Origin of the sequence: Caulobacter sp. UNC358MFTsu5.1 (assembly GCF_000712075.1) — a bacterium.
GTDB lineage: Bacteria > Pseudomonadota > Alphaproteobacteria > Caulobacterales > Caulobacteraceae > Caulobacter.
The window spans coordinates 657,140-680,976 of record NZ_JONW01000006.1 but is presented as its reverse complement, the minus strand read 5'-3'; the positions used below and the strand labels follow the sequence as shown (position 1 = coordinate 680,976).

Here is a 23,837-nt window from a genome sequence, read left to right as displayed (position 1 = left end):
TATCCGGTGGCCTGGGTGCTCGGGCGGACGGCGCGGCCACGCTCCCCGAACTGGATTGGATGGCGGCCGCTGGGCACAAGTTCATCAAACTCCATACGGTCAGGCTCTGGCTCCGAGGAGGACGCCAACCGATCATAGGTTTGTCACCACCATGTGCGCCCCGGTGCGCGAAGGACTGTTCGAAGTCACCCCATCGCGCGACAAATGCGACATTGTCGGTTGCTATTCGCTGACGCGCAGTCCGCCTCGAATGCCTGGCGCCGACACGCCAGGACATTCCAAGGCCGGCGCGAGGCGGCTAACTCAAACTGGAACTGATCGCGGAAGAACCGCGAGAACGAGTGGACGATGATGGCCACAAACCTTCTGGGAACGCCGGACGCGCCGCGCGTCCGCCCGTTGGTGGCCAGCGCGGTCCGGGAGGTTCTGAGAGCCTATGGGTCATGGCGCGGAAAGGACGATGCCAGCAGCGTTGGGCGGCTCAGATGCTTTTCCGAAGGCGAGCGGCGGCGAGAAGGGAAATAGGCAGCCCGATCATCAGGACGTGGCTGACGAGCGCATCGAATAATCCCTTGGATCCAACATAGAGCGGGCGGCCTATCACCGACAGCGGCAGGATGATGTAGTTCATGGCGAGTAGGAAGAGCGCGCCAAAAACAACGCCCGCGAACCATGGAAAGCGCAACATCAACGGCGCGCGTGCGGCGATAGGGCAATAGAAGGCTGCTGCGCCGATGGCGATAAGAAAATGAAGCGCAACGCCGACGAGCGCGATGGACGGGCCGGCCGTAGCGACGGCTTGGACGCCGATCAAGGCCGCCGCGACCCCCTTCCACGGTCGTAGGATATCGCCGCCTGAAAGCGCGGTCTCGATCGTGAGGTAGAGGAAATCGATGATTGCGGCCGCTCCGCCAGCCAAAAGAATAGTCAGGGCCAGTCGACGATCACCGACACGCGAAAAGAGTGTAGCCAGGGCCATCTTCACCTCCATGCAGACGATGAGAGAGGTTTAGCTCGCCCCGGGGGCATCGCGAACACGGGCCGACCGAACGACTGGTTTTCCGCCGATTTTGTGCTATCCGCCGGAGGGCTGACCTTTAGAGGCCTGCGCAGTGGGAAAGCCCTCCCAAGGCTTAGCGCAGCATTTTCGGAGGGCAGGGGCGGCTGGATCGGTGGTGAGGCTTTCGTGCGGCTGCAGCGGTCGCTCTGGCGGTCGTGGTTCGGCGTGCTTCGGTGGATCCTGGAAGGTCCCCAGAGCTAAAGGAAAAGCCTGTCCCGGCTTTCCGGCCTGGCCACTGAACGTTTAGGTCCTGGCGGCGCCGAGGTCTGCTCCCGGCGTATCGTTGCCAAGCCGCCTTACGCAGCAGGGCCGGTGCGCGCCCTCCACCCTCGTTATGTGGTCCGATTGGCGCGACCAGGTATTCTGGTCGAGGTGGACGCGGTGGCGGTGCGCCCCTCCAAGCCGCTTCGCTGACTTTGTGTTCTTCGCTTCGCCAGGCAGGGGTACGCCGCGCACGGCCCTTGAGGAGCGAGGCGGTCGCCCCCACGGCCCAGCCTATCACCGCGTCCGACTCCCAGGTGGTCCGCGCCGTGCGCGGAGCCTTGGGCATCGCCGTAGGGAATGGCTGGCCAGTGACGTCGCTCACGTGACCTGATGCCGCGTCGCCCGCGTCCTGCCGTCAGCCGTGCCGCGACCTCTTAGGGCGCTGCCTGGACGAAAGTCCCATGAAAGGTCACAGGCAAGGCGACCGGGGCCCGCCAAGCCGCCAGCGGACCTTGCTCTACATGCCGGGCGTCGAATATGTGCAGCTCTGTGGCTTGGGCGTCCAAATTTACCGTGGCGCCGACGAGCCAGCCGTCCAGTTCCTCACCAGAGTCCCGGCGGGAAACGAAAACCATCTCCTCAACAAGGTGGCGCGGGCCAAAGTCAAAGATTTGGTCGCGCTCGTTCTTCCAATCGCGCACCGCCACGCTTTGGAACAGCGGGCGGTTGGGCTGTTCGCTGGTCAGGTGGATGGAGTAGCGCCGCGCAAGGCCGGCCAAACGCTGATCGGACCGAGGAAACTCCGCGCTGACGGCGTGCCAGGCCAGGTCACCCTTTCCGTCCGCACGCAACGTTATCAGCGCGCGCCGCGGCGGTGCGCCCCTGACGGCTTGTCCGCGAAGCAGCGCTGCGGCGTTCAAAGCGGTGCCCGAAGGATCCTTGTCGATGCAGGCGTCGAAGCGGATCGTCCCGTCCTTCTCTTCCCAGGCGTCCCCCAGATGGAAGAAGAAGAAGGGCGGCAACTCGAAGATGCGGCGCTTTGAAAGATCGTCCTTGTCCAACACCAGGACCTGCGTCGCAAGCTCGGGCCTCCATTGCATTGAGGCGGCCAACGGCGTGGCCGAGCGCGTCTGGACCCAAGGCTGAAGAACCAAAACCAGATGGCGCGCGGTAGCGGTAAAGTCGTGCATGTAACTGGCGCGGGGAAGGCTGATCAACTCGGCCTTCTTCAACGCGCCATCCGCCGCCAATGTCCAAACCAGGGCCCGGTCGCCGCTTACGCCGAGGTTCCAGATCGTCCCGTCTGGCTGTACGCGCGGGTGGGCCAGGAAGGGCATGCCTTTTAGGTCCGGCCGTAGGGTCTTGAAGCCTCGCGTCTCCAGAGTGACCGGGTCCAGGGCGGTCGGCGAGCCGGACTCCCACAACGCCCACAGCTCACCGCCCGCCATCAGCACGGACGTATTGGCCGCGTTGGTGTCATCGGGGCCGGTGATCGCCGAAGTCTTGCCGGCCGCGGTGCCATAACCGGGGGTAATCACGGCGTTGGCGGCCGTGTCGTTGCGGCGCTTGATCGTATCAACAAAACGAGCGCTGAGCTGGGCCTGTCCGTTAGCGATCGTGAATTTCCGAACCATGCCGTCGCCGTCAAACCAGTGACCAACCGAACCGCCCGGCCGGTGGAACTTCGCCGGGCCATTGCGAAAGAGCGCGCCCGCCAGATCGGTCGGTTCGCGGCCATGCAGGCGCGTCATCGCCGTCGGTGCGAGGTCGCTATCAACATCGGCAAGGCCAAGGGTCCAGTCGGGGCGAGCGGCGGCCCAAACCGTTTCGGGCGACAGCAGGGCGGCCCCGCCCATAAGGGCCGCGCCGCAGAGGATTTCACGTCTGTTCATTACCTTTTCCTAGTGCAGATGGATGGTTTGGGCGTTGGCGCCGGCCGTCACCGTGAAGGCGGCCGCCTCGAAGGCGGGCGGACCCATGTTGGGCCTGGCGTCACGTGAGAAGCCGTAAGGCTCGACCGGCAGGCCGAACGGATTGGCGTCCAGCTTTCCGTTCTCATTGACGTCCTGAAACGCGCGGACCGCATAGGCGCCCGGCGGCAGGCCAGCGATGTTGGCGCTGGGCGCTGCGCCCGCCGCGGAGACGGTCGCGACACGGACAGGCTTTCCCACGCCCCAGGCGTGGGCGCTGTCGAAGAGGGCGACCAAGATCGCGCCCTGTTTGGCTTCAGGCGCGGCGACGCTGACGGTTAGGTCGCCTAGGACGCTTTGGACCTGGGCGTGCGCGGGGGAGAGGAAGGCGGCGGCCAACACGAGGGGCGCGATCTTCAAAAGCATAGCGATTCCTTGTTGCTGAGGTCGGCGGTGCGTGAGCCCCAATGGCGGTCCGCAGCGGACAACTGGAATGATCACCAACCGGCCGCAGGCCTGCGCCGTGGCGAACGGCTGGGACATTGCGTGGCCGCGAGCGTGGTGCTTGCCGCGGGTGCGGGCGCAAGCGGCATGTCTTGGGCCCGCGCCAAGACGGTTGGACTTGGGAGATTGACTTGCTCGGTTGACCATCTTCCTTTCCGAGGTTGGAGCTCAGCTGTGGTCGCTGGCCTTCGACGCTTTGGTGGAGTGCGCGTGTCCGGGCCTCAATCGCCGTTACGCAAACGGCCGTTTTCATTTCGCAGCTGGCTCATAGGGTCTGTTGGCGCTTCGCCAACGGCGGGGCCTGCAAACCACGTCGCGCGCGCCTTGGCCGTATCGTCGTTGGCTGGCGTGTTCCTGGCCCTGGTCGGCGCGTTTGAAACGGACGCCGCGCCAATCGTCTCGCGGCTCGTCTACTGGGTGGGACTATGCCTGGTCGGGGCGCTGCTCGCCGCCATCGCCAGCGCTTGGATTGGCCGAGTGGGCGCCGTCAAAGCGCGCCCCTGTTTGTTTGGCGCTCTGGTCGCCTTGGCCGTCACGCCGCCGATCACCGTTCTAGTCTGGCTGATTGGCCAACTGAGGTTTCACGGCTCTATGGGCCCACGGCTCCTGACGGTTTATTTGCCGCCCGTTCTTATCATCGCCATGGCCGTGCGATCGGTGAACGCCTTGGCTCAGGCCAAGCACTTGGAGGCCCGCACGCTGACTCGTGGCGCGGCGCCACGTCTGCTGGATCGGCTCTCACCAGGCCTGCGTGATGCTGAGGTCTTCGCCGTCGAGGCCGAAGATCACTATCTGCGCCTGCACACCTCGCTTGGTCAGCACCTTATTCTGATGCGCTTTCGCGACGCGCTAACCGAGCTCGACACGATAGAGGGCGCCCAAACCCATCGCTCCTGGTGGGTGGCCAAGAGCGCGGTCCAAGGCGCTCAGCGTCGTGACGGTCGCGCGACGCTGGAGATCAAGGGCGGATCCAGAGCGCCGGTGAGCCGCGCCTACGCCAGAGCGTTGCGCAAGGCCGGCTGGTACTGAAGGCCCGCCCGGGCGACCGCCTCGCGTCGGCGGCGGGTGATCCAGCCGCCTCGCCAAGTCGATGCGGCCGGCGAGGCGATCTGAAATGAACCTGACCTCGCGTCAGCGAGGCAAGGACGGTGCGGGGGTCAGTCGTCCCCAAGTCGATGGATCGTCTGGCGAGCGGCGGGATAACGAAAGATCTCAGCGCCGGGCGTCATCGCCTGTCCGGAAACCGCGCGGCCGGTGAAGCGCGACGAATACGCCGACGAAAACGCGCGCAGTAGTTTTGCGCCTCAGCACCGCTTTATCGCTGACCCGCTCGCAGCGATATTCTATCCGAAAACGGTGCGAAAACATGCTCGCCCCTTTTAAGCGCGAGCCGCCATGCCGCTCAAACAACAGCGCCAGCCTTCTACTACCTAGTTAGACTCTAGCAAGGCCAAGGTCGCCGATACAGTTCGACACCCTTCGACACCCTGGCGACATCGCAGACGTCAAGCGCGATGCGACCCTACGCCCGCCGGAGCGCGCACCCGCGCTCCGGCGACAAGACCAGGCGGAGCGTACGCGATGATCGGAGACAGAACGGGGCGCGGGCGCCGGCTGGCGGCGAGCGTAATGGTCGCGGCTCTGGCGATCGGGGGGGCGGCGGACGCGGCCTCCGAGAGCCGCGTGACGGGCGCCTACCAGCCCGGATGGTCGGCCGCCCACGCCGACTCCGCCAACAGCGACTATGCCGACGTTCGCGGCCCCTCGGACCTGACCCTGGCCTGGACGCGCCAGTTCCCGGGCGGGATGATCAATCTGGGCGCCACCGCCGACGGCGCCGGAAGGGTCTATGTCACCACCTCCGCGCCCGGCTGTCGCCTCTACGCCCTGGATCGCGCCACCGGCGAAACCCTCTGGTGCGCGCAGGACCTGGACAAGATGGCGGTGTCGTCTTCGCCCTTGCTCGATCGAGACGGCCGCATCTTCCTGGCCGATGGCAGCGCGATGAGGGCCTACGACCACGACGGAAAAGTGCTGTGGAGAACCCCGATTGTCGGCGCGCCGCTATCGGCCCAGTTCACGCCGGCGGGCAACCTGCTGTTCATCACCCATATCGGCCGGATCTATGTCCTGGATCGGGACCACGGAAGGCCGATCCTGCCGCCGCTGGAGCTCGTCCCGGGCGCGACGTTCGACCCGGCTAAAGGGGCGATGGCGTGCATGCGCGGACTTCCCGAATGCCCCAGCGCCAACACGCCGGCGATCGACGCCCATGGGACCGTCTTCTTCACCTTCTGGACGCCCGGCGCGCCGAACGCGGGCTTAAGGGCCATGCGGCTGAAGGAAGGAAAACACCCGTCCCTGACGCCGCTATGGACCAACGACGCCCTGCCCGGCGGCAGCGCGGCCAGCCCCGACTTGTCCGCGGACGGCAAGCGTCTCTATCTGACCGACAACGCCGGCGGCTTGCAGGCGCTGGACGCCGCCAGCGGCAAGACGATCTGGCGCTTCGACATGGGCCATGAGTCTGGCGGCAGCGTCTCGTCCTCGCCGCGCGGCCTGATCATGCCGGCCGGCGGCGGCGGCGGCGTTCTGCTGGCGGTCCAGGACAAGGGCGGGAGCGCCCAGTTGCTCTGGCGCCGCGACGACCAGATCAACCACGGCCTGCCGCCCCAGGCGGCCAACGGCCTGGCCTACGCCACGGTCTCGAGCGGACAGGGCGAGAACGATCTGGTCGTCGTCGACACAGCCACCGGGGCCGAGAAGGACCGCGAGCGCCTGCCCGGACGAACCCTGTTCACCGTCGGCACGACGATCGATCAGGACGGCACGGTCTATGTTCCGACCATTCGAGGCCAGCTCTTCGCCTATCGCCCGGCCACGGCGGCGCGGTGAACGTCGCCCCGGACGCGGCGGGCCCTAGCCCTCGGCCTTCCTCACGATCCTGGCGACGCCGCGAACGGCGCGACCTTCTCAAACCACACGTGGGTGAAGGGGTCATCGTCGAAGGGGGCGACCTGCCGATAGCCTAGCCGAGGGTAAAGGCCCTGAGCCTCGGTCAGCGCGCGATGGGTCCCAAGGCGAAGGCGCGAATGACCCAGACCCGCCGCATCCGCTTCCAGCGCCCGCACTAGGCGCGCGCCCACGCCCAGGCCGCGGACCTCGCGCGCCACCCACACGCGCTTGATCTCTCCGACGCCGGCCGCAAGGGTCTTGAGGCTGGCGCAGCCGACGGGCCGATCATCCAGCCAAGCCAGGCGCGTGGCCCCCGACGGAGGACGGAAGTCGGCTTCCGCAGACCGCGTCGTGTAGCGCTCGGCGTCGAAGCCGCCCTCGAAGCGCTCGGCAAGCTCGTCGAAATAGCGGATGACGCAGGCCCGGACCGCGGGTTCGTCGCCCCCTGCCGGCGCGATGGTGACGGCATGGGCGCTCATCAGCCGGGTGACGGTGTCCATGGCCTGGAACAGGCGTTCCCTTTGGCCCCGATTCAGCGGCGCGAGGATCTGCTCGGCGAAGGCGTCGGCCACCGTGTCGTATTCGGCCTTGGCCCGACGGCCCTGCGTGCTCAATGTCGCGGTCCTACGGCGCGCGTCGTCCTGGCTGGCCGACACCTGCACCAGGCCTTGGCGCTGAAGCAGACCGAGCAGACGGCTGAGATAGCCAGAATCCAGCCCCAGACGCTTGCGCAGGGTCAGCAGGTCGCCATCGCTGTTGTCGATCTCGTAGAGCAGCCGCGCTTGGCCGAGGGATCGCCCCAGCGCCAGATAGTCGTTCTCCAGCACGCCGATCCGACGCGTGATGGCGCGATTGAACTGACGGACCTGGGTTTCGTCGCCGGACATATCTCTGACCTTAGTCAGATAAAATGGCGTTGGCGAGACGTTTGTCGACGCCGCCCGCGTTGCGCGTTCCTTGGCCGCCGCTGCGCGCCGGCCTCGCGGGCCAATCGCCAGGGGGCGCCGTCGCCTAGGCGACGGCGCGGACGCGGTGGCCCGAGCCTCCTGCCTGGGCGCTATCCTCCCCGCTGTGATCCAGGCTTGCTGGCCGTTCGGCCGCCGTCGGCGAGGTTGAGGACATAGCCGCTGTCGGCGGCCAGCTTGGCGAAGGTCCTGACCTCGCCGTCGCTGAGGCGCACGCGCAGGTCGGCCGTCTTGCGCTTGCCAAGGCCAAAATGCGCGGTCAGTTCGCCGCCGGACTTGTAGGACTGGGCCGTCTGCAGCTGACGGCTGCCCAGCAGCCGCTGACCGTCGTAGAGCTCGACCCGCGCCCCGATCAGGCGGCCAGCCTCGACCCCGGTGAAGCGCAGGTTCAGCCAATGGTTGGCGCGGCCGCCATGCGCCCCGGTGTTCCAGTAGACGGTGTTGAGCCTGCGGTCGGCCGGGAGCGGCGGCACGAACGGCAGGTTCGGCGGATAACTGTTATAGGGGCTGGCGAACAAGGCCACGTCAACCAGGCCGTCGCCGTTGAGGTCGCTCGCCTCCATGGCGATCGAATTGCGGTCGATCCCCGAGACCTCGGTCTTGACCGGCTTGAAGCCGCCGCGACCATCTCCCAGGAAGAGCACGTTGCGCAGAAGGCCCCACATGCCGTCGGCCTCGCGGCGGTCGGCGACCAGGAGGTCGACATTCCCGTCGTTGTCGAAGTCCTCCAGCAACGCGTCGGCGTGGTAGAACTTGTAGTCGCCGATGGTCATCGGACCGCAGATCGAGACCTGCAGCTCGTTGTACTTGCAGGCCATCTGGTCGAACAGGGTCTTGGCCGGCAACGTCGCGCCCCAGAAGGCCGCCCACTGGCGGTAGGTCCAATCCAGCACCGAAAGCCCGCTCTGACGGGTCTGATCCTCGAACTGGAAGTCGCCCTTGTTGCGCCAGAACCGCACGGCGGCCGGATCGGTCTTCACCGTCCAGCTGGGATCGGTCGGGCCCAGGGCCAGAAGGTCCAGGCGCCCGTCGTTGTCGACGTCGCCCGAGAACAGGTAAGGCAGGCTCATCGCCGACTTGCCCACCCCGAAGCGTTCGGTCGAGGGATCGTAGACCGCCCGCCCCTCCTCGGCCAGGCCATTGCCCGTGACCTTGTCAAAGCCGAAGACGCCGCTGTCGGCCAGGCGGTTGCGCCAGACCCAGACGCCGGTGTCGTACTCGGCGCTGGCGCATAGATCACCCGCCCGCGCCCCGTTCATGTCGACGTGGTAGGACTGGACGATGTCCAGGTCGCCGTCTCCGTCAAGGTCGCGGAAGAGGATGTCGGGTCCGGCCCGGTCGCGCCGGGCGTTGCAGGCGAAGTCGCCCGGAAAGTCCGGCGCCACGCCGCTGTCGGAGAGATCCTCGTAGCGGCCGTCCTCGAACCGTCCCGACGCGGCGGGGCGATAGAGATAGAGCCGATGGCGTGGAATGCCGTATTGGCGCGTGTTGCCGATATTGTCGGCGCCCACCGCGAAATCGAGCCAGCCGTCGCCGTTCAGATCGCCGATCGCGGTGGCGCGGTTATAGGCTTGGTCGTTGGTGATCCTCATCTTCGGGCCGAGATCGCGGAAGCGGTCGAACGCGCCATCCGACACCAGCAGGCTGTTGCCGCTCGATGGACTGGCCAGCGGTCCACGGCTGCGGGTCAGCAACACGTCCAGAAAGCCGTCCTTGTTGAAGTCGGCGACATTGGCGATCTGGGTCTGCGCGCCCAGGCGCTCGGCGCTGAACGGCGCATCCATGATCGCCAGGTCGTGGGCCTCGAACCGGAAGCAGCCCTTGTTGAGCAAAAGGCGCAGCTTGCCCTCGGGCCGCGTGACGCTGCCGCTGCTCTGGACCAGCAGGATGTCGACCTGGCCGTCCTGGTCGAAGTCGGCCAGGACGCCGCTGTTGGTCGAGGCCATCACATCGGTGACCCCGTCGACCGCGATGCTTTCGAACATCTGGCCTGTCCCGGCGGCGTCCGCCGTGGCGTCGCCGGGCGGCATGGCGCGCAGGGCCGGCGCGCAGGCGGGGGCGCGCGCGTGCGCCGCGCCGGCCGCCAGCAGCACCAGCAGCGGGCCAAGGGCCAGCGCCGAGCGCCGCACGGTCACGGACGCTTGTCCGGCGCGCCGGCGCCGCCGCGCGAGGGCGGATCCTGCTCGCCTTGCATCTTGGCGACCGCGGCCTTGAGTTCGGCCAGGCTCACCTTGCCGTCGCGATCGGTGTCGACACGCACGAAGCCCTCCTCCTGGCGACCCGCGGCCAGCCACTCGCCCTTGGTCAGATGGCCGTCGCCATTGGTGTCCCAGGTCTTGAAGATCGGCTCCACGTCCGGGATCTGGGCCATGGCCGGCGCGCCCGGGCCGCAGGTCAGGAGGGTCGCGAACGCGCCGGCCGCGATGATGGTGTTGCGCATGATCTGTGTCCTTCAGGGTTGATACTTGAAATGGCGGCCGGCGAAGTCGAACTCGACGAACCGGGGCTTCCAGGCGGGCGCGACCTTGTCGCTCTCCCAGGCGTCGAGCTTGGACCTGAGGGCCTGGACGCGTTGCGGTTCGCGGGAGGCCAGGTTGACCGTCTCGCGCGGATCGGCCTTCAGGTCGTAGAGCAGCCGCTCGCCGTCATAGGTCTCGAGATACTTCCAGTCGCCCTCGCGCACCGCGCGGATCGGCGTCGAGCGCCAGTAGAGCGGTCGGCGCGACCACACCGCCCCGTCCGCGACCTGGATCATGAGATCCTTGCCGTCATAGGGGCGCGGCGGCGACTTCAAGCCGGCCGCCCTCACCACGGTCGGGAAGACGTCCAGGCTCGAGATCGGCGCGGTGTGCACGGTGTGCGGCTTGATGCGACGGGGCCAGCGCATCATGAACGGCACGCGCACCCCGCCCTCAAGCATGGTCAGCTTGCCGCCCGACAACGTCTGGGCGCTGCAGAGTCCCGGCACATAGGCCGCGCAGCCGTTGTCGCTCATGAAGATGACGATGGTGTTGTCGCCAAGCCCGACCCTGTCGAGGTGGTCCACCACCGCGCCCACGCCGTCGTCCAGGGCGCTGACCATGGCCGCATAGACCCGGTCGCGGGAATTGGCGATGTCGGGGAACCGGTCGTAGTACTTCTTGGTCGTCTGCAGAGGCGTGTGGGGCGCGTTGTAGGCCAGGTGCAGGAAGAAGGGCCGGTCCTTGTTGCGATCGATGAAGCCGATGGCCTGGGCGGTGATCTCCTCGGTCAGGTATCGGTCGCCGACATCGACGACCTGGCGGTCGGGTCCGGTGATCACCTGGGTGAAGCGGCTGGTCTTGTCGTAGGGTTGTACGATGCTGGTCATCGGCGCGCCGGGGGCCGGGGGCGGCACGACGTTGATCGCCTTGGGATCGCGCGGGTCGATGTAGTTGCTCTGGCCCGCCAGGAAGCCCCACCACTCGTCGAAACCTCGGCGGGTGGGGTAATGCTCGTCGTTCCAGCCCAGGTGCCACTTGCCGATGGCGGCGGTCCTGTAGCCGCCGCCACGCATCACCTGGGCCAGCGTGATCTCATCGGGCGCCAGGCCCAGGTGCTCGGCCGCGTCGCGGGTGTCGGGGCCGTTGTTGTACTCGAAGCCGAACCGCTCCTGATAGCGCCCGGTCATCAGGCCCGCCCGCGAGGGCGAGCAGATGGGGGCTGTGACATAGCCTTCGGTGAAGACCACGCCCTCGCCGCCGAGCCGGTCGATATTGGGCGTGGGAATGCGGCCGCCGGGATAGGTCGACACGTCCGAATAGCCAAGGTCGTCAGCCATGATGACGATGATGTTGGGGCGAACACGCTCGCTGGCGGCCAGGCGCGGCCGGGGAGTCTGCGAGGCGCGGCCGGTGTCCTGGGCGCAGGCGCTCAGCGCCAGGGCGGCGGCGGTCAAAAGGGCCAGTCGTCTCATGATCGGCGCTCCGGGCGTTTGGCGCGGGCTTGCCCCGCCGGCTCGATCGGCGGCAGGCGATAGCGACCGTCCAGCAGCTCGGGCCGCGGCAGATAGGCCCGCATGAAGAGGGCGAACGGCGCGGACGGAGCCGGCAGCCAGTTGGCCTGGCGCTCGGCGTTCGGCGGCGCGTTTGCGATCCAGATGTCGAGCGAACCGTCACGGTTGCGCACGAGGCCGGGCGTGCGGTCGCCGATCGCGTAGCGCCCAAGGCGATTGTCGGCGAAGAAGAACTGGCCGTCGCCCGAAGCCTCGTAGAGGCTCAGCGACCAGAAAGCGTCGACCGGCGGCAGGGCGCCGGCCGCGAAGTGCAGCCGCCAGTTTCGGGCGCCGTCGAGCATGCCGCCCGGCAGGTCACCCACCGACCGCATGTACATCGCCTCGGCCGGCGGCAGGGCCGCCAGGGCGGCCAGGGCCACCGCGGCGCGCAGATCATAGGCCTGGTCGAAGTCGCCCAAGCGGCTGGGCGGGTAGGACCACCCGTCGACCAGCAGCCTGCCGCCAAGATCCTCGCGGCGCACCTCCCGGCGCGCCTCCTCCACCCCGGCGGCGATGGCCGCGGCCTGGGCGGGCGTAAAGCGCGCGGGATCAAAGTCGCCCAGCCCCAGCGGCTCCATCCGCGCCAGGACCGCCCAGTCGGTGACCGGCGGCGGGTTGAGCGCCATCAGCTTGGCGGCGCTGGCGAAATAAAGCTCCCAGGACGCCCCGCGGTCGACCAGGCCGCCCGGCGGATCGGCGGCGGGCCCCTGAATGGCCAGGCGCCCTTGGATCGCCTTGGCCGCTTCAAGATCGTCGGGGCCGTCGACCAAGACGCGCGCCAGGGCCCAGACCTGCGGTGTCGGCGCGCGGACGACATTGGGTCCGGTCGCCGCATCGTTGGGCCCCACCAGGGTGAAGACCGCAAAGTCGCCGCCCGTGGTCCGCGTGCCCAGCACCGCGAAGTTGTTGGTGTAGGCGTCCATCAGGGCCAGGGAGAAGTAGCGGTCGGCCGTGCGGGGTATGGCGATGCTGACGGGGCCGCGCGACAGGTCGACCTGCGCCGTCGAGTAGAGCGTGTCGTTGTTGGGCGTGGTCACGGCCCGGGCCCGGTGGTCGGCCAGGGTGGCGCGGTGGCCGAAGGTGTTCAGCGGCAAACCCTGGGCCAGCGATCGGGCCCGTGTGGAGGCCAGCTCGATCAGCGGCAGGGCGTAGAGCCAGGCGGTGCGCGCGGCGGCGCGCAGCGCCTGCAGGTCGGGCGCGGCGGCGGTCATTGGAAGAGCTCCGTGAGGCCGTCGCGCAGCGCGAACTCCGCGGCGGCGATGCGCGGCCGCTGGTCCTGCACCAGGAGCACCCCATGAAGATTCGCCCGCCGATCGATCCAGGGATAGGCCCCGAACGCGCCGGGGCTGGACGACAGGGTGCAGCGCGCGCCCTCCAGTCGCTCGCACCAGTGGGCGATCATGTACTCGCCCTGCCCGGCCACGTTGCCCGGCAGGGACATGCCCTTGCGCACCCCGGTGGTCATCACCGTGTCCATGGCCAGCACCGCCGCGCTCGACAGGACCCGGCGCCCCTGCAGCACCCCGTCCTGGGCGATCATCGTCAGGAAGGCGGCATGGTCGGGCAGGGTCGTCCAGGCCCCGCCCTGCAAGACGGGGTTGGCGACCGGCGCCTTGGGATCGGGCGCCTGGCGCACGCGCCCCCAGAGCGTCGCGCGCATGCCCAGCGGCCCGGCCAAGCGTTCGGCGAAAAGGAGGCTCCAGGTCTTGCCGGTCACCTGTTCGGCCGCCGCGCCCACAAACTGCAGGTTAGGTCCGCCGTAGTCGAACTGGGCGCCGGGCGGATTGGCCAGCGGGGTGCGGGCCGCCCGCTGGGCCGACTCCGTCAGGCTGATGTCGGCCGGCTGCCTGAGCTCGATGAACTCGCGCAGGCCCGGCAGGCCGGCCGTGAACGACATCAGCTGATCCAGCCGCAGGGCCGCGTAGGCCTCCGGCAGGCCCGGCACGTAGTCGCCGATCGGCGCCTGGAGCGACAGCAGACCGTCGTCGACCAGGGTCATGATCGTGGCGCCGACCATCCACTTTGAGGCCGAAGCGATCGGCACGAGCGTGCCGGGGCCATAGCCTCCGCGATAGCGGGTGTAGAGGGCCTGCTCGCCACGCATCACGGTGATCGAACAGTCGGCCAGGCCCGAGGCGTCGAGGAAACGCTGCACCAGCGCGTCGGCCGCGCCGTCCGAAGCGCGCGGCGCGGCGCTGGCGCAGCCGGCCGCCATCGCCGCCAGGCCGGTCAGCATCAGGCCGCGCCGGTTCAGCGTCGGTCCTGGCCAGGAAGGATCAAGATCGTGCATGGGAAACCATGGAAAAAGGCGGCGGCCGCCGGATCGCCGGCGACCGCCAGGGAGGTAGCTCAGCGCTTGAAGGTCAGCTCGACGCCCACGACGCGCGGCTGGCTCCAGTAGTTGTTGTTGGAGACGTTGTTGAGGACGTAGGTCTGGTCGCCCAGGTTTCGCCCGAAGAGGGACGCCTGCCACCCCTGAGCGCGCAGCCCCAGGCGCGCGTCGAACAGATTGTAGCCGGGATAGCCGATCGTGTTGGGCGGGTTCTGGAAGCCGCCGTGGGCGAACTGGCCGCTGGCGCTGACAAAGCCGTTCAGGCCCGCCGACAGCGGCCGGCTGTAGAGCATGTTCAGCGTGGCCTGATAGTCGCGCAGGCGCGGCGGCTGCTTGCCGTCCAGGTCGATCAGCTCGGGGACGCCGTCGCCGTTGAGATCCGAAAGCGATCGCGCGCCAGGCTCGAACGCGCCGTCCTGGGTCGAGTAGCCCAGGCTCAAGGTCAATCGACCCCGGCCGATCGGCTGCACCCGCCGCACCTCGAGCTCGAGGCCATAAACATGGGCGTCGCCGGCGTTCTGCAGCACAAAGCCGCGCGAGGTCGCCGACGGGGCGCTGGCGACTTGCACCTGGTTGGTCCAGACGTAGAAGGCCGCCGCCTCGCCGCGCAGGAAGCCGCCGAACAAGTCCCCCTTCCAGCCGGCTTCGTAGGAATAGGCGTACTCGGGATCGTAGAGCAGACCCTCGGCGAGCGAGGCGCGAGCGGTGTTGGGCGCCAGGTTGGTGTTGAACCCGCCTGGCCGGTAGCCGGTGGCCAAGCGAAGGAAAGCGTTCTGGCCGGGCGCGTAGGCCCAGCGCAGGGTCGCCGCCGGCGTCCACACCGTCCAGGAACGGCCGGCCTGGAGTCGAGCCGTCTCAAGTCCCGGCGCGCAGTTTGGCGCGGTCAGGCCGGGCGGGCAGAACTGCACCGGCGCGGCCGGGAGCGGGCCCGCCCCGTCCGGATCGACCGTGATCGGCGCCATCAGGCCGGGAGGCGGCGCGCCGGCGCCGAAATAGACCAGCGGGTCTTCCGAATAGCGCTCGAAGCCGAAGCGTTTGTCGTCGGACTGTACGCGCAGTTCCGCGCCAAGCGTGAGGTCTTCGGTCAGATGGTAGTCGAGCGATCCAAACAGCGAATAGGAGGTCAGTTTCTCGCTGAAGGCGTCGTGGTTGGCGCCCAGCCGCCCCGTGGAGCGGGCCAGGGTTCCGGCGGCGGAGCCCGCGGCGGTCGGCGGCGTGAAGGTCCCGGCCAGGCCGACGACGCAGCCCGTCGTCAGGGGAAGCGCCGCGCCCGTGTAGTCGGGGCAATAGCGGGCCTGCGTCACCACGTCGCTCGTCGACTCGATGACCTCCACGCCGACCAGCCAGCTGAGGCGGCCGCCGGAATTGGATTTCAGGTAGGCCTGCCCCGCGGTCTGGCCGTAGGTCTCGTCCTGGAAGCCGGCTGTATCCTGGTAGAGCACGGTGGGTCCGGGCGCGACGTCGACGCCGGTGGTCCCGTTGAAATGATCGCCGTCCTCGTTGAAGCGACCGCCGTCACGATCCGTGCGGGCGATCCGCACCGTCAGGTCGGCCGGGCCGAGCACCCAGTCGGCCTTCAGCATCACCAGGTTCTCGTCGATCTTGGCCACGCCGTTGCGGTTCATGCCTGCCCGCAGGAAGGGGCTGGGGTCGAGGATCGCGCCGTCGATGCGGGTGGGGCGGTGGCCCAGGCTGGCGAAGGACGGCGCCTTGCTGGTCGAGTATTCCCAGACCAGCCCAAGGCTCAGGCTGTCGCTCGGCCTGGCCTTGGCCGCCAGGCGCGCGCCCGACGCGCTCTGCTTGTCGATCGCCGCGCCGCTCGCCGCGTCGTGAACGAAACCGTCGTCCTGCCGCATGGCGTACGCGCCCAACCGCACGCCGTACGACTGGCCGATCGGCAGATCCACCACGCCTTCGAAATCGCGGCGGTCCGGATCGCTGTAGCGGGCGGTGATCCGCGTCCCGCCCGTGCCCGGCTCGTTGGTGATCACATTGATCGCGCCGCCGACCGAGTTGCGGCCAAACAGGGCGCCTTGGGGCCCGCGCATCACCTCCACGCGGGCGGCGTCGAACAGGTCCATGCGATTGAGCGAGCGGCCGCCAAAGCCGCCGCCCGCGGCGTACATGCCGTCGCGAAAGAGCCCCGTGGCCGTCTCCGAGAACGCCAGGCGCCCGCCGCCCTGTCCCCGGATGGTGATGTCGTTCATGTATTCCGGTCCCGAGGTCACGAGGGTCGCGCTGGGGACCTGGCGCAGGTAGTCCTCGGTTCGATCCAGGGCCAGGACGGAAGCCTGGTCCTGGGTGATGGCGGTGATCGCCGCGGGCACGTCGCGCAACAGTTCATCGCGCCGACGCGCGGTGACGACGACCTCGCCCAACTGGCCCGGATCGGCCTGGGCCGATTGGAACGCCAGCGCCTCACCGCCCACCGGGCAGGCCGAGAGCGCGGCCACGGCCGCACCACACCGCCATGCGGCTGTTCTCGAAGTCCTCGCTTGCAACGTCGCATCCTCCCTAAAATTTTCTTTGCCGTATCGGTCGCGGCCGACCGGCTTTAGGCCAAGCTATGCGGACCTCCGCGCTCCCGTCAAATATTTTTATTTAGGGTATGTTTTAGCGGCCCCGATATCCCGGACTCTCACGAAGAATCACAGGAAAACCTGAGTGAAAATCGTCAGGGACATCGCACAGTTCCGATTGCCTTCCTGGCGGTATGGACAGAACTACGCCTTAAGCAGGGCGACCCGGCCCGCCCGTTCAGGCAGAGCTCCGACTTTCAGAAAATCGCAACTGCGGGTATGTGGAGGCCGACCGCCCACAGGATCTGAGCCTTGACCGACACCCGCCTGAGCGAGGCGCCGCCGCGGCGACGCTATTCGACCTCGAACCGCGATCGCCGACGGGCCGAGATCGTCGCGGCCGCCTCCGAGGAGATCAACGCCCACGGCCTGCATGGGCTCATGCTCGCCGATGTCGCGGCCACGGTCGGCATGACCAAGGCCAACCTGACCTATTACTTCCGCCGCAAGGAGGATTTGGCGAGCGCCTGCGTGTCCCAGACCCTGGCGGCCTATCGCGTCCTCGTCGCCCAGGCCGGCGCGGCGCAGAGCGCGCGCGCGCGCGTCGAAGCCCTTTACGCGCTCTTCTTCGAGCGCGCGGGGCGACAGGCCGCCGGCCTTGAGCCGCCCTTGGTGATGTTGAGCAGTCTCCAGGCCCTGGGAGAGGCCCAGGGCCCGGAGGTGGTGGAGCTCTACGCCGCCCTCCTTCGGGACACGGCCAAGCTGTTCGAGGCGCCCGACGCCCCGCCGCTGGACAGGGCGCGCCGCCGCGGACGGGCCCAGCTGGCCCTGACCCACCTGTTCTGGGCCGTCGCCTGGTCGCGTCAGGTCGATCCTGGCGACTACCCGCGCTGCGCGCGCCGCCTGTTCGACATCGTCGCCGACGGGCTTTGCGAGCAACGCGCCTTGCCGTCCGACCATGCGGTCAACGCCATCGTGGCCGCGGCGCTGCCCGCCGATCCGACCGCGCAGCGTTGGGCGTTCTATCAAGCCGCCACGCGGATCATCAACCAACTGGGCTATCGCGGCGCGTCGGTCGACCGGATCGGCGCCGCGGTCAACGTCACCAAGGGCTCGGTCTATCATCATCATCAGTCCAAGGACGACGTCGTGCGCGCCTGCTCGGAGCGTTCGTTCGCGGCGATGTGGGCGATCATGCGGGCGGCCCAAGCGTCCAGCGACGATCCCTGGGCCCAGGTGGCGGGCCTCGTCACGGGGCTGACGGCGTTCCAGACGGGCGAGGATGGGCCGCTGCTGCGCGCGGTCGTCCTGGGCGCCTTGCCCGAACACCTGGGCGAGGCGGTCATGCTGCAGTGGACCCGCGTGACCCAGCATCTGGCCGGCGTCGTCTCGGATGCGAGCGCGGCGGGGGCCGTGCGTCGCGTCGATCCCTTCCTTGCCGCCCAGGTCATCGCCGCCGCCGTCAACGCGGCCGACGAGATCCGCGCCCTCTGCGCGGACGCGCCGCCGGCCGAGGCTGGAGGTCTCTGCGCCCGCGCGGCTCTGTTTGGCCTGCTCTCGCCCCTCGCCGAAGCATAATCCGCCGGCGCGCCCCGGAACCGAGGCGGGGGTCGCGCCGGCGGCGCCGACGGGGTCGGCGCTTCCCGCGAACCGGAGTGGGGGAGACGACCGGCTCGCGGGGAAGAGGGTCAAGGCCGGCGCATCGCCGCCAGGGCCGCGCGCAGGCTGTTCAGTTCGGCGGCGTCGACGACCTTGTCGCCATTGGCGTCGGCGCGATCGAAGAGACGCGATGGCCCGTCGACGAACTCCGCGCGCGCCACGCGGCCGTCGCCGTTGCGGTCCAGTCCGGCCGTGAGTTCCGCCAGACGTCCGCCGCCCGGCGCGCGGCGGGCGCGCCGCCGAGGGGCGTCTTCGCCCGACACGAAGCCGTCCCCGTTGCGATCGAGGCGATCGAAGAGGCGAACCCGCGCGTCATGAAACTCCGCCAGCGTCACGCGGCCGTCACGATCGGCGTCGGCGTTGGCCAGCAGGGCGGCCGGGTCGCCGCGCCGCGCCGCGCCGGCCGGGGCTGGCGTCGGCGCCGAGGCGCAGGCGGTCAGGGTCAACAGCAAGGGATAGACGATCAGGCTTCGCATGGAGGATCTCCGGACTGGGTTATCGGCGCGAGCGGCCGCGGCCGCGGTCGCCCGGGCGAGGAAGGCGTGGGGGACGGGGCCGGGCGCGATCCTCGGCAAGCGGGCGAGGCGCGGGACGCGCCTCGCCGCCGCCGCGATAGACCGTGCTCCAGTCGGAGGGAGCGCGGTCTTCGCCGGCCCGCTGGCGCCGCCCGCGCAGCGTTCCGTCCGCGGCGGCCAGCGCCGCCGGCGAGCTCGCCGCGGCCTGGAGGCCATGGGCGGGCCGCGCCGGGATCGGCGCATCGTCGAATTCGGCCGCGCAGGCCTGCGCGGCCAGGATGAGGATGACGGCGCCCACGGCCAGGGCCAGGCCTTGGCGAAGCGGTTTTATGAACACGGCGGAATGCTCTTGAAAGGCTGAAACCAGGCCCATCAGGAGTGGGCCTGGCGTGTAGCGAGCCGATGACCTCTCGGCAACGCTGGGTTACGAAGTGTATCGCGACCTACCAGACGGCGCGGACGATCTCGGTGATCAGGCCGCTGGCCACGGCGACCAGGGCGATGTCGTTGCCGACATAGATCCAGGCGTATCCGCGGGGCGCGGGGCGCAGCCGATAGAAGGCGGGCGTGACCACGACGTACCGGCGCAGGTCGGCCGGCACATAGCCCCCGACGGCCCAGCGGCGGCCAGAATAGATCGGGGCGATGCGGTAGTACCCGTAGCCGGGGGCGAAGCCGTAACCGGGGCGCACGCCGACATACCCGACGAACTCGGGTCGGCCGCGCCACCACTCGCGATTGGCCCGATCCCAGTAGTCCTCGCGGCGGTCGACCCGGTCTTCGACCCGATCCCAGTGGTCCTCGCGGCGATCGATGCGATCCTCGGCCCGGTCGCGGCGATCCTCCCGTCGGTCGACGCGATCCTCGACGCGGTCTCGGCGATCCTCGTGGCGCTCGTGGGTCTGGGCCCTGGCGGCCAATGGGGCGACGAGCGTCGTCGCCGCCAGGAGAGTGAGAATAAGGCGCTTCACGGGACGACTCCAAAAGACCGGCCGAACGCGGCGGACGGTGGTTGTTGATTGGAGGCGAATCTCGCGGTGATCTGTAAGGCGTCGATGACCGACTCGCGTCGAAGAGTAACCGAATGTCGCGCGCCCGCGGCGACGGGCCGCGCCGGCTGTAACCTCGACTTTGCCGACGTGTATCAAAGTGTAAGAGTGGGCTTTGCCGCCTTTCGCCGGGCGCCATGGTGGGCCAGACACAATCCGTCTCGCACGGGAACCTCTATGTCTACGACGTCAGCACAGACGACCTTGATCGCCGTGGTCGAGGACGATCCTGAAATTCGCACCCTGATCGCGGACCTGCTCGGCCGCGAGGGCTTCGAGGTGGCGTCCTGCGCCGGCGGGGCCGATCTTGATCGGGTCATGGCGCGCCAGCGCGTCGATCTTGTGGTGCTCGACCTGATGATGCCCGGAGAGGATGGCCTGTCGATCTGTCGGCGGCTGACCAGCGCCATGGACGTCCCGATCGTGATGGTCACCGCCAAGGGCGACGACATCGACCGCATCCTGGGCATCGAACTGGGGGCGGATGACTACCTCGCCAAGCCGTTCAATCCCCGCGAACTCACCGCCAGGATCCGCGCGATCCTGCGCCGCACCCGCCAAAGCCATCGCCCGCCCCAGCGCGCCACGCCCGAGATCTACCGCTTCGCCGGCTGGACGCTGGACGCCGGCGCGCGGCGCCTGCAGGACGCCGATGGCGAGATCGTCGAACTGACCGGCGGCGAGTTCGACCTGCTCATGGTGTTCCTGACCCACGCCCAACGGGTGCTCAACCGCGACCAACTGCTCGACTGGACCCGCGGGCGATCGGCCGCGCCCTACGATCGCACCGTCGACGTCCAGCTCAGCCGTCTTCGGCGCAAGCTGCGCGACCAGCCGGGCAAGCTGATCAGGACCATCCGCGGCGGCGGCTATCTGTTCTCGCCCACGGTGGAACGCGACTGATGCGGCTTGGCCTGGACAGGCTCGCCGTACGCCTCGCCGCGGTCTTCCTGGCCGGGGCGGTCGCCTTCCAGGTGCTGCTTCTTCTGGTGGTGTTCTGGCCGGGCCGGTCCGGCAGTCCCAGCTTCCTGCTGCCCTCGCCGGAACAGGCCGCGGCGATGGCCGACGTGCTCGAAGCCGCGCCGGAGAACCTGCGGCCGGCGATTGTCCACGCCATGAACAGCGATGCGGCCGCGGTCCGCCTGGAGCGCGGTTCCGCCTCGGACGGCCCGGCGCCGGCCATGCGCCCCGCGCCCCGGCTCGAGCGGCTGTTCGCCCGTTACGCCGAGGGATTGGGCGGTCGGTCCTTCCAGGTGCAGGCGCGGTCCAATGCGCCGATTGTCGGCTCCCCGGAACGCGGCGTCGGCGCGGCCGGCCCCGTGCGCCTGGTCGTCGACCTTCGCACGGGACAGACGCTGATCATCGAGCGCAAGCAGCCGCTGGCCGTGCGCCGCTTCCTTGACCGAGCCCTGCTGATCGGCGCCATCGGCGCGGCCATCCTCGGGTTGGTCATGCTGGTGTGCCTGCGCCAGACCGCCCGGCCGATACGGACCCTGGCGGGGGCGGCGCGCGCCTTCGCCGACGACCTGGCCGCGCCGGACCTTTCCCAGGGCGGAGCGCACGAGATCAAGGAGCTTTCGGCCGCGTTCAACGGCATGAAACGCACCATCCGGGCCCTGGTCGAGGACCGCACGCGCGTGCTGGCCGCCATCGCCCACGACATGCGCACCTATCTGACCCGGCTGCGGCTGCGTGTGGAGTTCATCGACGATCCTGGACAGCGCGAACGCGCGGTGAACGATCTTCAGGAGATGAGCCTGCTGCTGGACGACACCTTGACCTTCGCGCGGGAGGTCGGCGCGTCGGGCGCGCCGCAGCAAAGGCGTGTCGACGTCGCCGCCGAGCTGGAGGCGCTCGTCGCGACCCGCCGCGACCTTGGCGAGGCGGTCACGATCGCGCCGGACTGCGCCGGCCCCCTGCCGGTCGACTGTTCGCCCCTGGCCCTGCGCCGGATGCTCGCCAACCTGGTGGACAACGCCGTGCGCTACGGCGGCGGCGCGACCCTCAGCGCTCGGCGCGAGGGGGATAAGACGCTCGTGGCGGTCGAGGACGAAGGCCCGGGCGTGCCCCAGGAGGCCCTGGCCCGCCTGACCCTGCCCTTTGAGCGGCTCGAAACCTCGCGCGGGCGGCAGACCGGCGGTTCGGGTCTTGGCCTGGCGATTGTCCAGGCGCTGGCGGAGAGCCAGGGGGCGCGCCTGGTCATCGGCAACCGGGAGGGCGGAGGGCTGAGCGCCCAACTGCATCTTCGCGCTGCGGCCAAGGTCTAGACATGGCCTCCAGCCGTCCCGGGCCCGGCGCCCAAGGTGGTGGCCGTCGGCGTCTTCCTGTCCTCCAGCTTGGCCATGACCGTCTTGACCGTCCTGGCCCTGTTCAAGTTGGCGCCGGGGACTCCGCCGGCGCGCTCGCCCGACCATGGCCAAGCCTAAACGGCGACGCCGGCGGCCGCCCTCGTGGGCTGGTCCCCGTCCAAGGTCCGTTGACCCACCTTGGCTGATGCGGCGCGGTCGGCGACCGGACCGGCCGACCAAGTTCCGAGCCCGCGACGCGGCTTTCCCGCCAGCCTTCAGCGAAACCTCGACGGCCGGTCTCTAGCGGCCTTCCTGCGCCACGGCGGGATTTCGCCGCGACACGACCTTGCGCTTGACGATGGCCGAACTCGTCTGGGCCTTCTCGGCGATCTGTTCAAGCAGGTCGTCCAGATGCTCGATCGATTGGGCCACGACCCTGGCGACGAACCCGTCGTCGCCGGTCACCTTGTCGCATTCGATCACCTGGGGCGTCGTCTCGAGCAAATCCTGCACGAGGTGAAGCTTCCCCGGCAACGGACGAACGCGAACGATCGCTTCCAGCGTGTAGCCGACCGCCTTGGCGTTCACCGTCGCGGTGAAGGCTTCGATGACGCCGTTCGTCTCCAGCTTTCTCATACGCTCGGCCGTCGCCGGCGGCGACAGGCCAACCCGCCCGGCCAGCGCCTTCATCGAGATGCGGGCGTTGGCCTGGAGGATGGAAAGCAGGGTGGTGTCTATGGGGTCCATTTTCTGATCCAAAGCGTCGCGGCCGGATGAACTTCGTATTGATGGCATGAGTCGGGAACGACCTTTGTTGCTGCATGTCGTCGCATTTTCAACCTCGCTATGCTCAGGGCCTCACGATGACGGAGGCGAGAGATGGACCAGCAGAGCCAGGGCAGGATCGAGATGGCGTGCGCCATGGCGCTGGCGGGAACGATCGGAATCTTCGCCTATTTTTCCGGGCAGTCAGAAGTTTCGATCGTGCTGTGGCGCTGCCTGCTGGGCAGCCTGGTGCTGTCCTTGGTCTGTTGGCGACGCGGCTATCTGGCGGCCGCTCATTTCAGCGCGCGCACGATGAGGCTTTCCTTGCTGGGCGGCGCGGCGCTGCTGGCCAACTGGATCTTCCTCTTCGCGGCCTATCGGCGCGCGACCATCTCCATATCGGGACTGGTCTACAATCTTCAGCCCTTCATGCTGGCGGGCCTGAGCGCATGGTTCCTGCACGAGCGCATTCGCCGGGCCCACATCCTCTGGGCGCTGGTGGGGCTGGCGGGTCTGGCGATCGTCGCGGCGACCGGCCTCGACCAAGCCCGGGGCGGCGAGTTCCTGGCGGGCCTGGGCTGCGCCGTCTGCGCGGCCTTCTTCTACGCCCTGGCCGCCTTGTCGGCCAAAGCCTTGCGCGGCACGCCGCCCCATTTGGTGGCGCTCATCCAGTTTGTCGCAGGGTCGCTGGTCTTGCTGCCGTTCCTGGGCGCCAGCCTGCCGCCGCCTCGAACCGGCGCGATCGCAAGTCTCGTCACGCTGGGCGTCGTCCATACCGGGCTGATGTACATTCTTCTCTATGGCGCGTTCCAGAAGCTGAACCCAGGGACCGCCGCGGCCCTGTCCTTCATCAATCCCGTCGTGACGATCCTGTCGGAAGCCTTGATCCTGCACCGTTCGTTCTCGGGCCTGCAGTATGTGGGCGGGGCGATCATCCTGATCGCCATCCTGGGGGTCCAGGTTTTCGGCCAAGGGCCCAGCGGCTTGCCGGGCCGTGAACAGGGGCGAGGCCGGACCGGCGAGCTGGACGCTGCGGCGCGCTCGAAACGACCGAGCCGATCGCCGGTCGCCTGACCGCGCAGGCGGCGAGCCGACACGGC

At 68.8% G+C, this 23,837-nt stretch carries 20 protein-coding genes; 6 read left to right on the top strand and 14 right to left on the bottom strand.

Annotated features, from left to right (window positions below; translation table 11 throughout):
• Positions 1-481 precede the first annotated feature (481 nt).
• From BR39_RS0111910 to BR39_RS0111900, 3 genes are all read right to left on the bottom strand, one after another.
• A complete protein-coding gene (locus tag BR39_RS0111910; RefSeq protein ID WP_156035726.1) occupies positions 482-979 on the bottom strand; it encodes a hypothetical protein in 498 nt (165 codons plus the stop codon).
• A gap of 719 nt (positions 980-1,698) precedes the next feature.
• Positions 1,699-3,156 (bottom strand): carotenoid oxygenase family protein, encoded by a 1,458-nt coding sequence (locus BR39_RS0111905; protein ID WP_029911775.1) that lies wholly within the window; start codon positions 3,154-3,156, stop codon positions 1,699-1,701.
• A 9-nt stretch (positions 3,157-3,165) separates the two neighbouring features.
• Positions 3,166-3,717 (bottom strand): DUF2141 domain-containing protein, encoded by a 552-nt coding sequence (locus BR39_RS0111900; RefSeq protein ID WP_231499443.1) that lies wholly within the window; start codon positions 3,715-3,717, stop codon positions 3,166-3,168.
• Positions 3,718-4,002: 285 nt separating this feature from the next.
• On the opposite strand from BR39_RS0111900, the gene BR39_RS0111890 reads away from it, so the two are divergent.
• Complete coding sequence (locus BR39_RS0111890; RefSeq protein WP_029911771.1) at positions 4,003-4,707, top strand: LytTR family DNA-binding domain-containing protein; 705 nt, start codon at positions 4,003-4,005, stop codon at positions 4,705-4,707.
• 600 nt (positions 4,708-5,307) lie between these two features.
• A complete protein-coding gene (locus BR39_RS0111885) occupies positions 5,308-6,573 on the top strand; it encodes a PQQ-binding-like beta-propeller repeat protein (RefSeq protein WP_051695501.1) in 1,266 nt (421 codons plus the stop codon).
• Between the two features lie 41 nt (positions 6,574-6,614).
• On the opposite strand, the gene BR39_RS0111880 is transcribed toward BR39_RS0111885, so the two are convergent.
• The 7 genes from BR39_RS0111880 to BR39_RS25300 form a co-directional block, all read right to left on the bottom strand.
• On the bottom strand, positions 6,615-7,520 hold the full coding sequence (locus BR39_RS0111880; protein ID WP_029911767.1) for a helix-turn-helix domain-containing GNAT family N-acetyltransferase: 906 nt from the start codon (positions 7,518-7,520) through the stop codon (positions 6,615-6,617).
• Between the two features lie 170 nt (positions 7,521-7,690).
• Complete coding sequence (locus BR39_RS0111875; protein ID WP_029911766.1) at positions 7,691-9,733, bottom strand: CRTAC1 family protein; 2,043 nt, start codon at positions 9,731-9,733, stop codon at positions 7,691-7,693.
• Positions 9,730-10,038 carry an EF-hand domain-containing protein gene (locus BR39_RS0111870; RefSeq protein WP_051695498.1) on the bottom strand — a complete coding sequence of 103 codons (309 nt, stop codon included), beginning with the start codon at positions 10,036-10,038 and terminating at the stop codon, positions 9,730-9,732. Before BR39_RS0111870 ends, BR39_RS0111875 begins: the two co-directional genes overlap by 4 nt.
• A gap of 12 nt (positions 10,039-10,050) precedes the next feature.
• Positions 10,051-11,532: a sulfatase gene (locus BR39_RS0111865; protein WP_081916705.1), complete on the bottom strand. Its 1,482-nt coding sequence runs from the start codon at positions 11,530-11,532 to the stop codon at positions 10,051-10,053.
• Positions 11,529-12,821, bottom strand: coding sequence for a DUF1254 domain-containing protein (locus BR39_RS0111860; protein WP_051695491.1), 1,293 nt, complete (start codon positions 12,819-12,821; stop codon positions 11,529-11,531). The genes BR39_RS0111865 and BR39_RS0111860 overlap by 4 nt, the downstream gene beginning before the upstream one ends.
• Positions 12,818-13,846 carry a serine hydrolase gene (locus tag BR39_RS0111855; RefSeq protein ID WP_029911758.1) on the bottom strand — a complete coding sequence of 343 codons (1,029 nt, stop codon included), beginning with the start codon at positions 13,844-13,846 and terminating at the stop codon, positions 12,818-12,820. Before BR39_RS0111855 ends, BR39_RS0111860 begins: the two co-directional genes overlap by 4 nt.
• Before the next feature lie 113 nt (positions 13,847-13,959).
• Positions 13,960-16,395 (bottom strand): TonB-dependent receptor, encoded by a 2,436-nt coding sequence (locus BR39_RS25300; protein ID WP_035018308.1) that lies wholly within the window; start codon positions 16,393-16,395, stop codon positions 13,960-13,962.
• Positions 16,396-16,773: 378 nt separating this feature from the next.
• Between BR39_RS25300 and BR39_RS0111845 the strand changes: the two genes are divergently transcribed.
• Positions 16,774-18,039 carry a TetR/AcrR family transcriptional regulator gene (locus tag BR39_RS0111845; protein WP_029911755.1) on the top strand — a complete coding sequence of 422 codons (1,266 nt, stop codon included), beginning with the start codon at positions 16,774-16,776 and terminating at the stop codon, positions 18,037-18,039.
• Between the two features lie 110 nt (positions 18,040-18,149).
• Here the strand turns inward: BR39_RS0111845 and BR39_RS0111840 are convergent, their stop codons facing one another.
• From BR39_RS0111840 to BR39_RS0111830, 3 genes are all read right to left on the bottom strand, one after another.
• Entirely contained in the window at positions 18,150-18,596 is a 447-nt protein-coding gene (locus tag BR39_RS0111840; RefSeq protein ID WP_029911751.1) for a hypothetical protein, read from the bottom strand.
• Between the two features lie 19 nt (positions 18,597-18,615).
• Complete coding sequence (locus BR39_RS26480; RefSeq protein WP_156035724.1) at positions 18,616-19,008, bottom strand: hypothetical protein; 393 nt, start codon at positions 19,006-19,008, stop codon at positions 18,616-18,618.
• 70 nt (positions 19,009-19,078) lie between these two features.
• Entirely contained in the window at positions 19,079-19,606 is a 528-nt protein-coding gene (locus BR39_RS0111830; protein ID WP_029911747.1) for an RcnB family protein, read from the bottom strand.
• A 255-nt stretch (positions 19,607-19,861) separates the two neighbouring features.
• Between BR39_RS0111830 and BR39_RS0111825 the strand changes: the two genes are divergently transcribed.
• Positions 19,862-20,587: a response regulator gene (locus BR39_RS0111825; RefSeq protein ID WP_029911745.1), complete on the top strand. Its 726-nt coding sequence runs from the start codon at positions 19,862-19,864 to the stop codon at positions 20,585-20,587.
• On the top strand, positions 20,587-21,951 hold the full coding sequence (locus BR39_RS0111820) for an ATP-binding protein (RefSeq protein ID WP_035018307.1): 1,365 nt from the start codon (positions 20,587-20,589) through the stop codon (positions 21,949-21,951). The genes BR39_RS0111825 and BR39_RS0111820 overlap by 1 nt, the downstream gene beginning before the upstream one ends.
• Before the next feature lie 321 nt (positions 21,952-22,272).
• Here the strand turns inward: BR39_RS0111820 and BR39_RS0111810 are convergent, their stop codons facing one another.
• Positions 22,273-22,719 carry an Lrp/AsnC family transcriptional regulator gene (locus tag BR39_RS0111810; protein WP_029911738.1) on the bottom strand — a complete coding sequence of 149 codons (447 nt, stop codon included), beginning with the start codon at positions 22,717-22,719 and terminating at the stop codon, positions 22,273-22,275.
• Between the two features lie 132 nt (positions 22,720-22,851).
• On the opposite strand from BR39_RS0111810, the gene BR39_RS0111805 reads away from it, so the two are divergent.
• The gene (locus BR39_RS0111805; RefSeq protein WP_051695489.1) at positions 22,852-23,811 is read left to right on the top strand and encodes a DMT family transporter; all 960 of its coding nucleotides are present in this window, start codon (positions 22,852-22,854) and stop codon (positions 23,809-23,811) included.
• Positions 23,812-23,837: the final 26 nt, after the last annotated feature.

What these genes read in the sequence shown, in the direction of transcription:
- BR39_RS0111910 (WP_156035726.1), bottom strand. Translation starts at nt 979, where the DNA reads ATGGCCCTGGCTACACTCTTTTCGCGTGTCGGTGATCGTCGACTGGCC.
- BR39_RS0111905 (WP_029911775.1), bottom strand. Translation starts at nt 3,156, where the DNA reads ATGAACAGACGTGAAATCCTCTGCGGCGCGGCCCTTATGGGCGGGGCC.
- BR39_RS0111900 (WP_231499443.1), bottom strand. Translation starts at nt 3,717, where the DNA reads ATGTCCCAGCCGTTCGCCACGGCGCAGGCCTGCGGCCGGTTGGTGATC.
- BR39_RS0111885 (WP_051695501.1), top strand. Translation starts at nt 5,308, where the DNA reads ATGGTCGCGGCTCTGGCGATCGGGGGGGCGGCGGACGCGGCCTCCGAG.
- BR39_RS0111880 (WP_029911767.1), bottom strand. Translation starts at nt 7,520, where the DNA reads ATGTCCGGCGACGAAACCCAGGTCCGTCAGTTCAATCGCGCCATCACG.
- BR39_RS0111870 (WP_051695498.1), bottom strand. Translation starts at nt 10,038, where the DNA reads ATGCGCAACACCATCATCGCGGCCGGCGCGTTCGCGACCCTCCTGACC.
- BR39_RS0111865 (WP_081916705.1), bottom strand. Translation starts at nt 11,532, where the DNA reads ATGAGACGACTGGCCCTTTTGACCGCCGCCGCCCTGGCGCTGAGCGCC.
- BR39_RS0111860 (WP_051695491.1), bottom strand. Translation starts at nt 12,821, where the DNA reads ATGACCGCCGCCGCGCCCGACCTGCAGGCGCTGCGCGCCGCCGCGCGC.
- BR39_RS0111855 (WP_029911758.1), bottom strand. Translation starts at nt 13,846, where the DNA reads ATGCTGACCGGCCTGGCGGCGATGGCGGCCGGCTGCGCCAGCGCCGCG.
- BR39_RS0111840 (WP_029911751.1), bottom strand. Translation starts at nt 18,596, where the DNA reads ATGCGAAGCCTGATCGTCTATCCCTTGCTGTTGACCCTGACCGCCTGC.
- BR39_RS26480 (WP_156035724.1), bottom strand. Translation starts at nt 19,008, where the DNA reads ATGGGCCTGGTTTCAGCCTTTCAAGAGCATTCCGCCGTGTTCATAAAA.
- BR39_RS0111825 (WP_029911745.1), top strand. Translation starts at nt 19,862, where the DNA reads ATGTCTACGACGTCAGCACAGACGACCTTGATCGCCGTGGTCGAGGAC.
- BR39_RS0111820 (WP_035018307.1), top strand. Translation starts at nt 20,587, where the DNA reads ATGCGGCTTGGCCTGGACAGGCTCGCCGTACGCCTCGCCGCGGTCTTC.
- BR39_RS0111810 (WP_029911738.1), bottom strand. Translation starts at nt 22,719, where the DNA reads ATGGACCCCATAGACACCACCCTGCTTTCCATCCTCCAGGCCAACGCC.
- BR39_RS0111805 (WP_051695489.1), top strand. Translation starts at nt 22,852, where the DNA reads ATGGACCAGCAGAGCCAGGGCAGGATCGAGATGGCGTGCGCCATGGCG.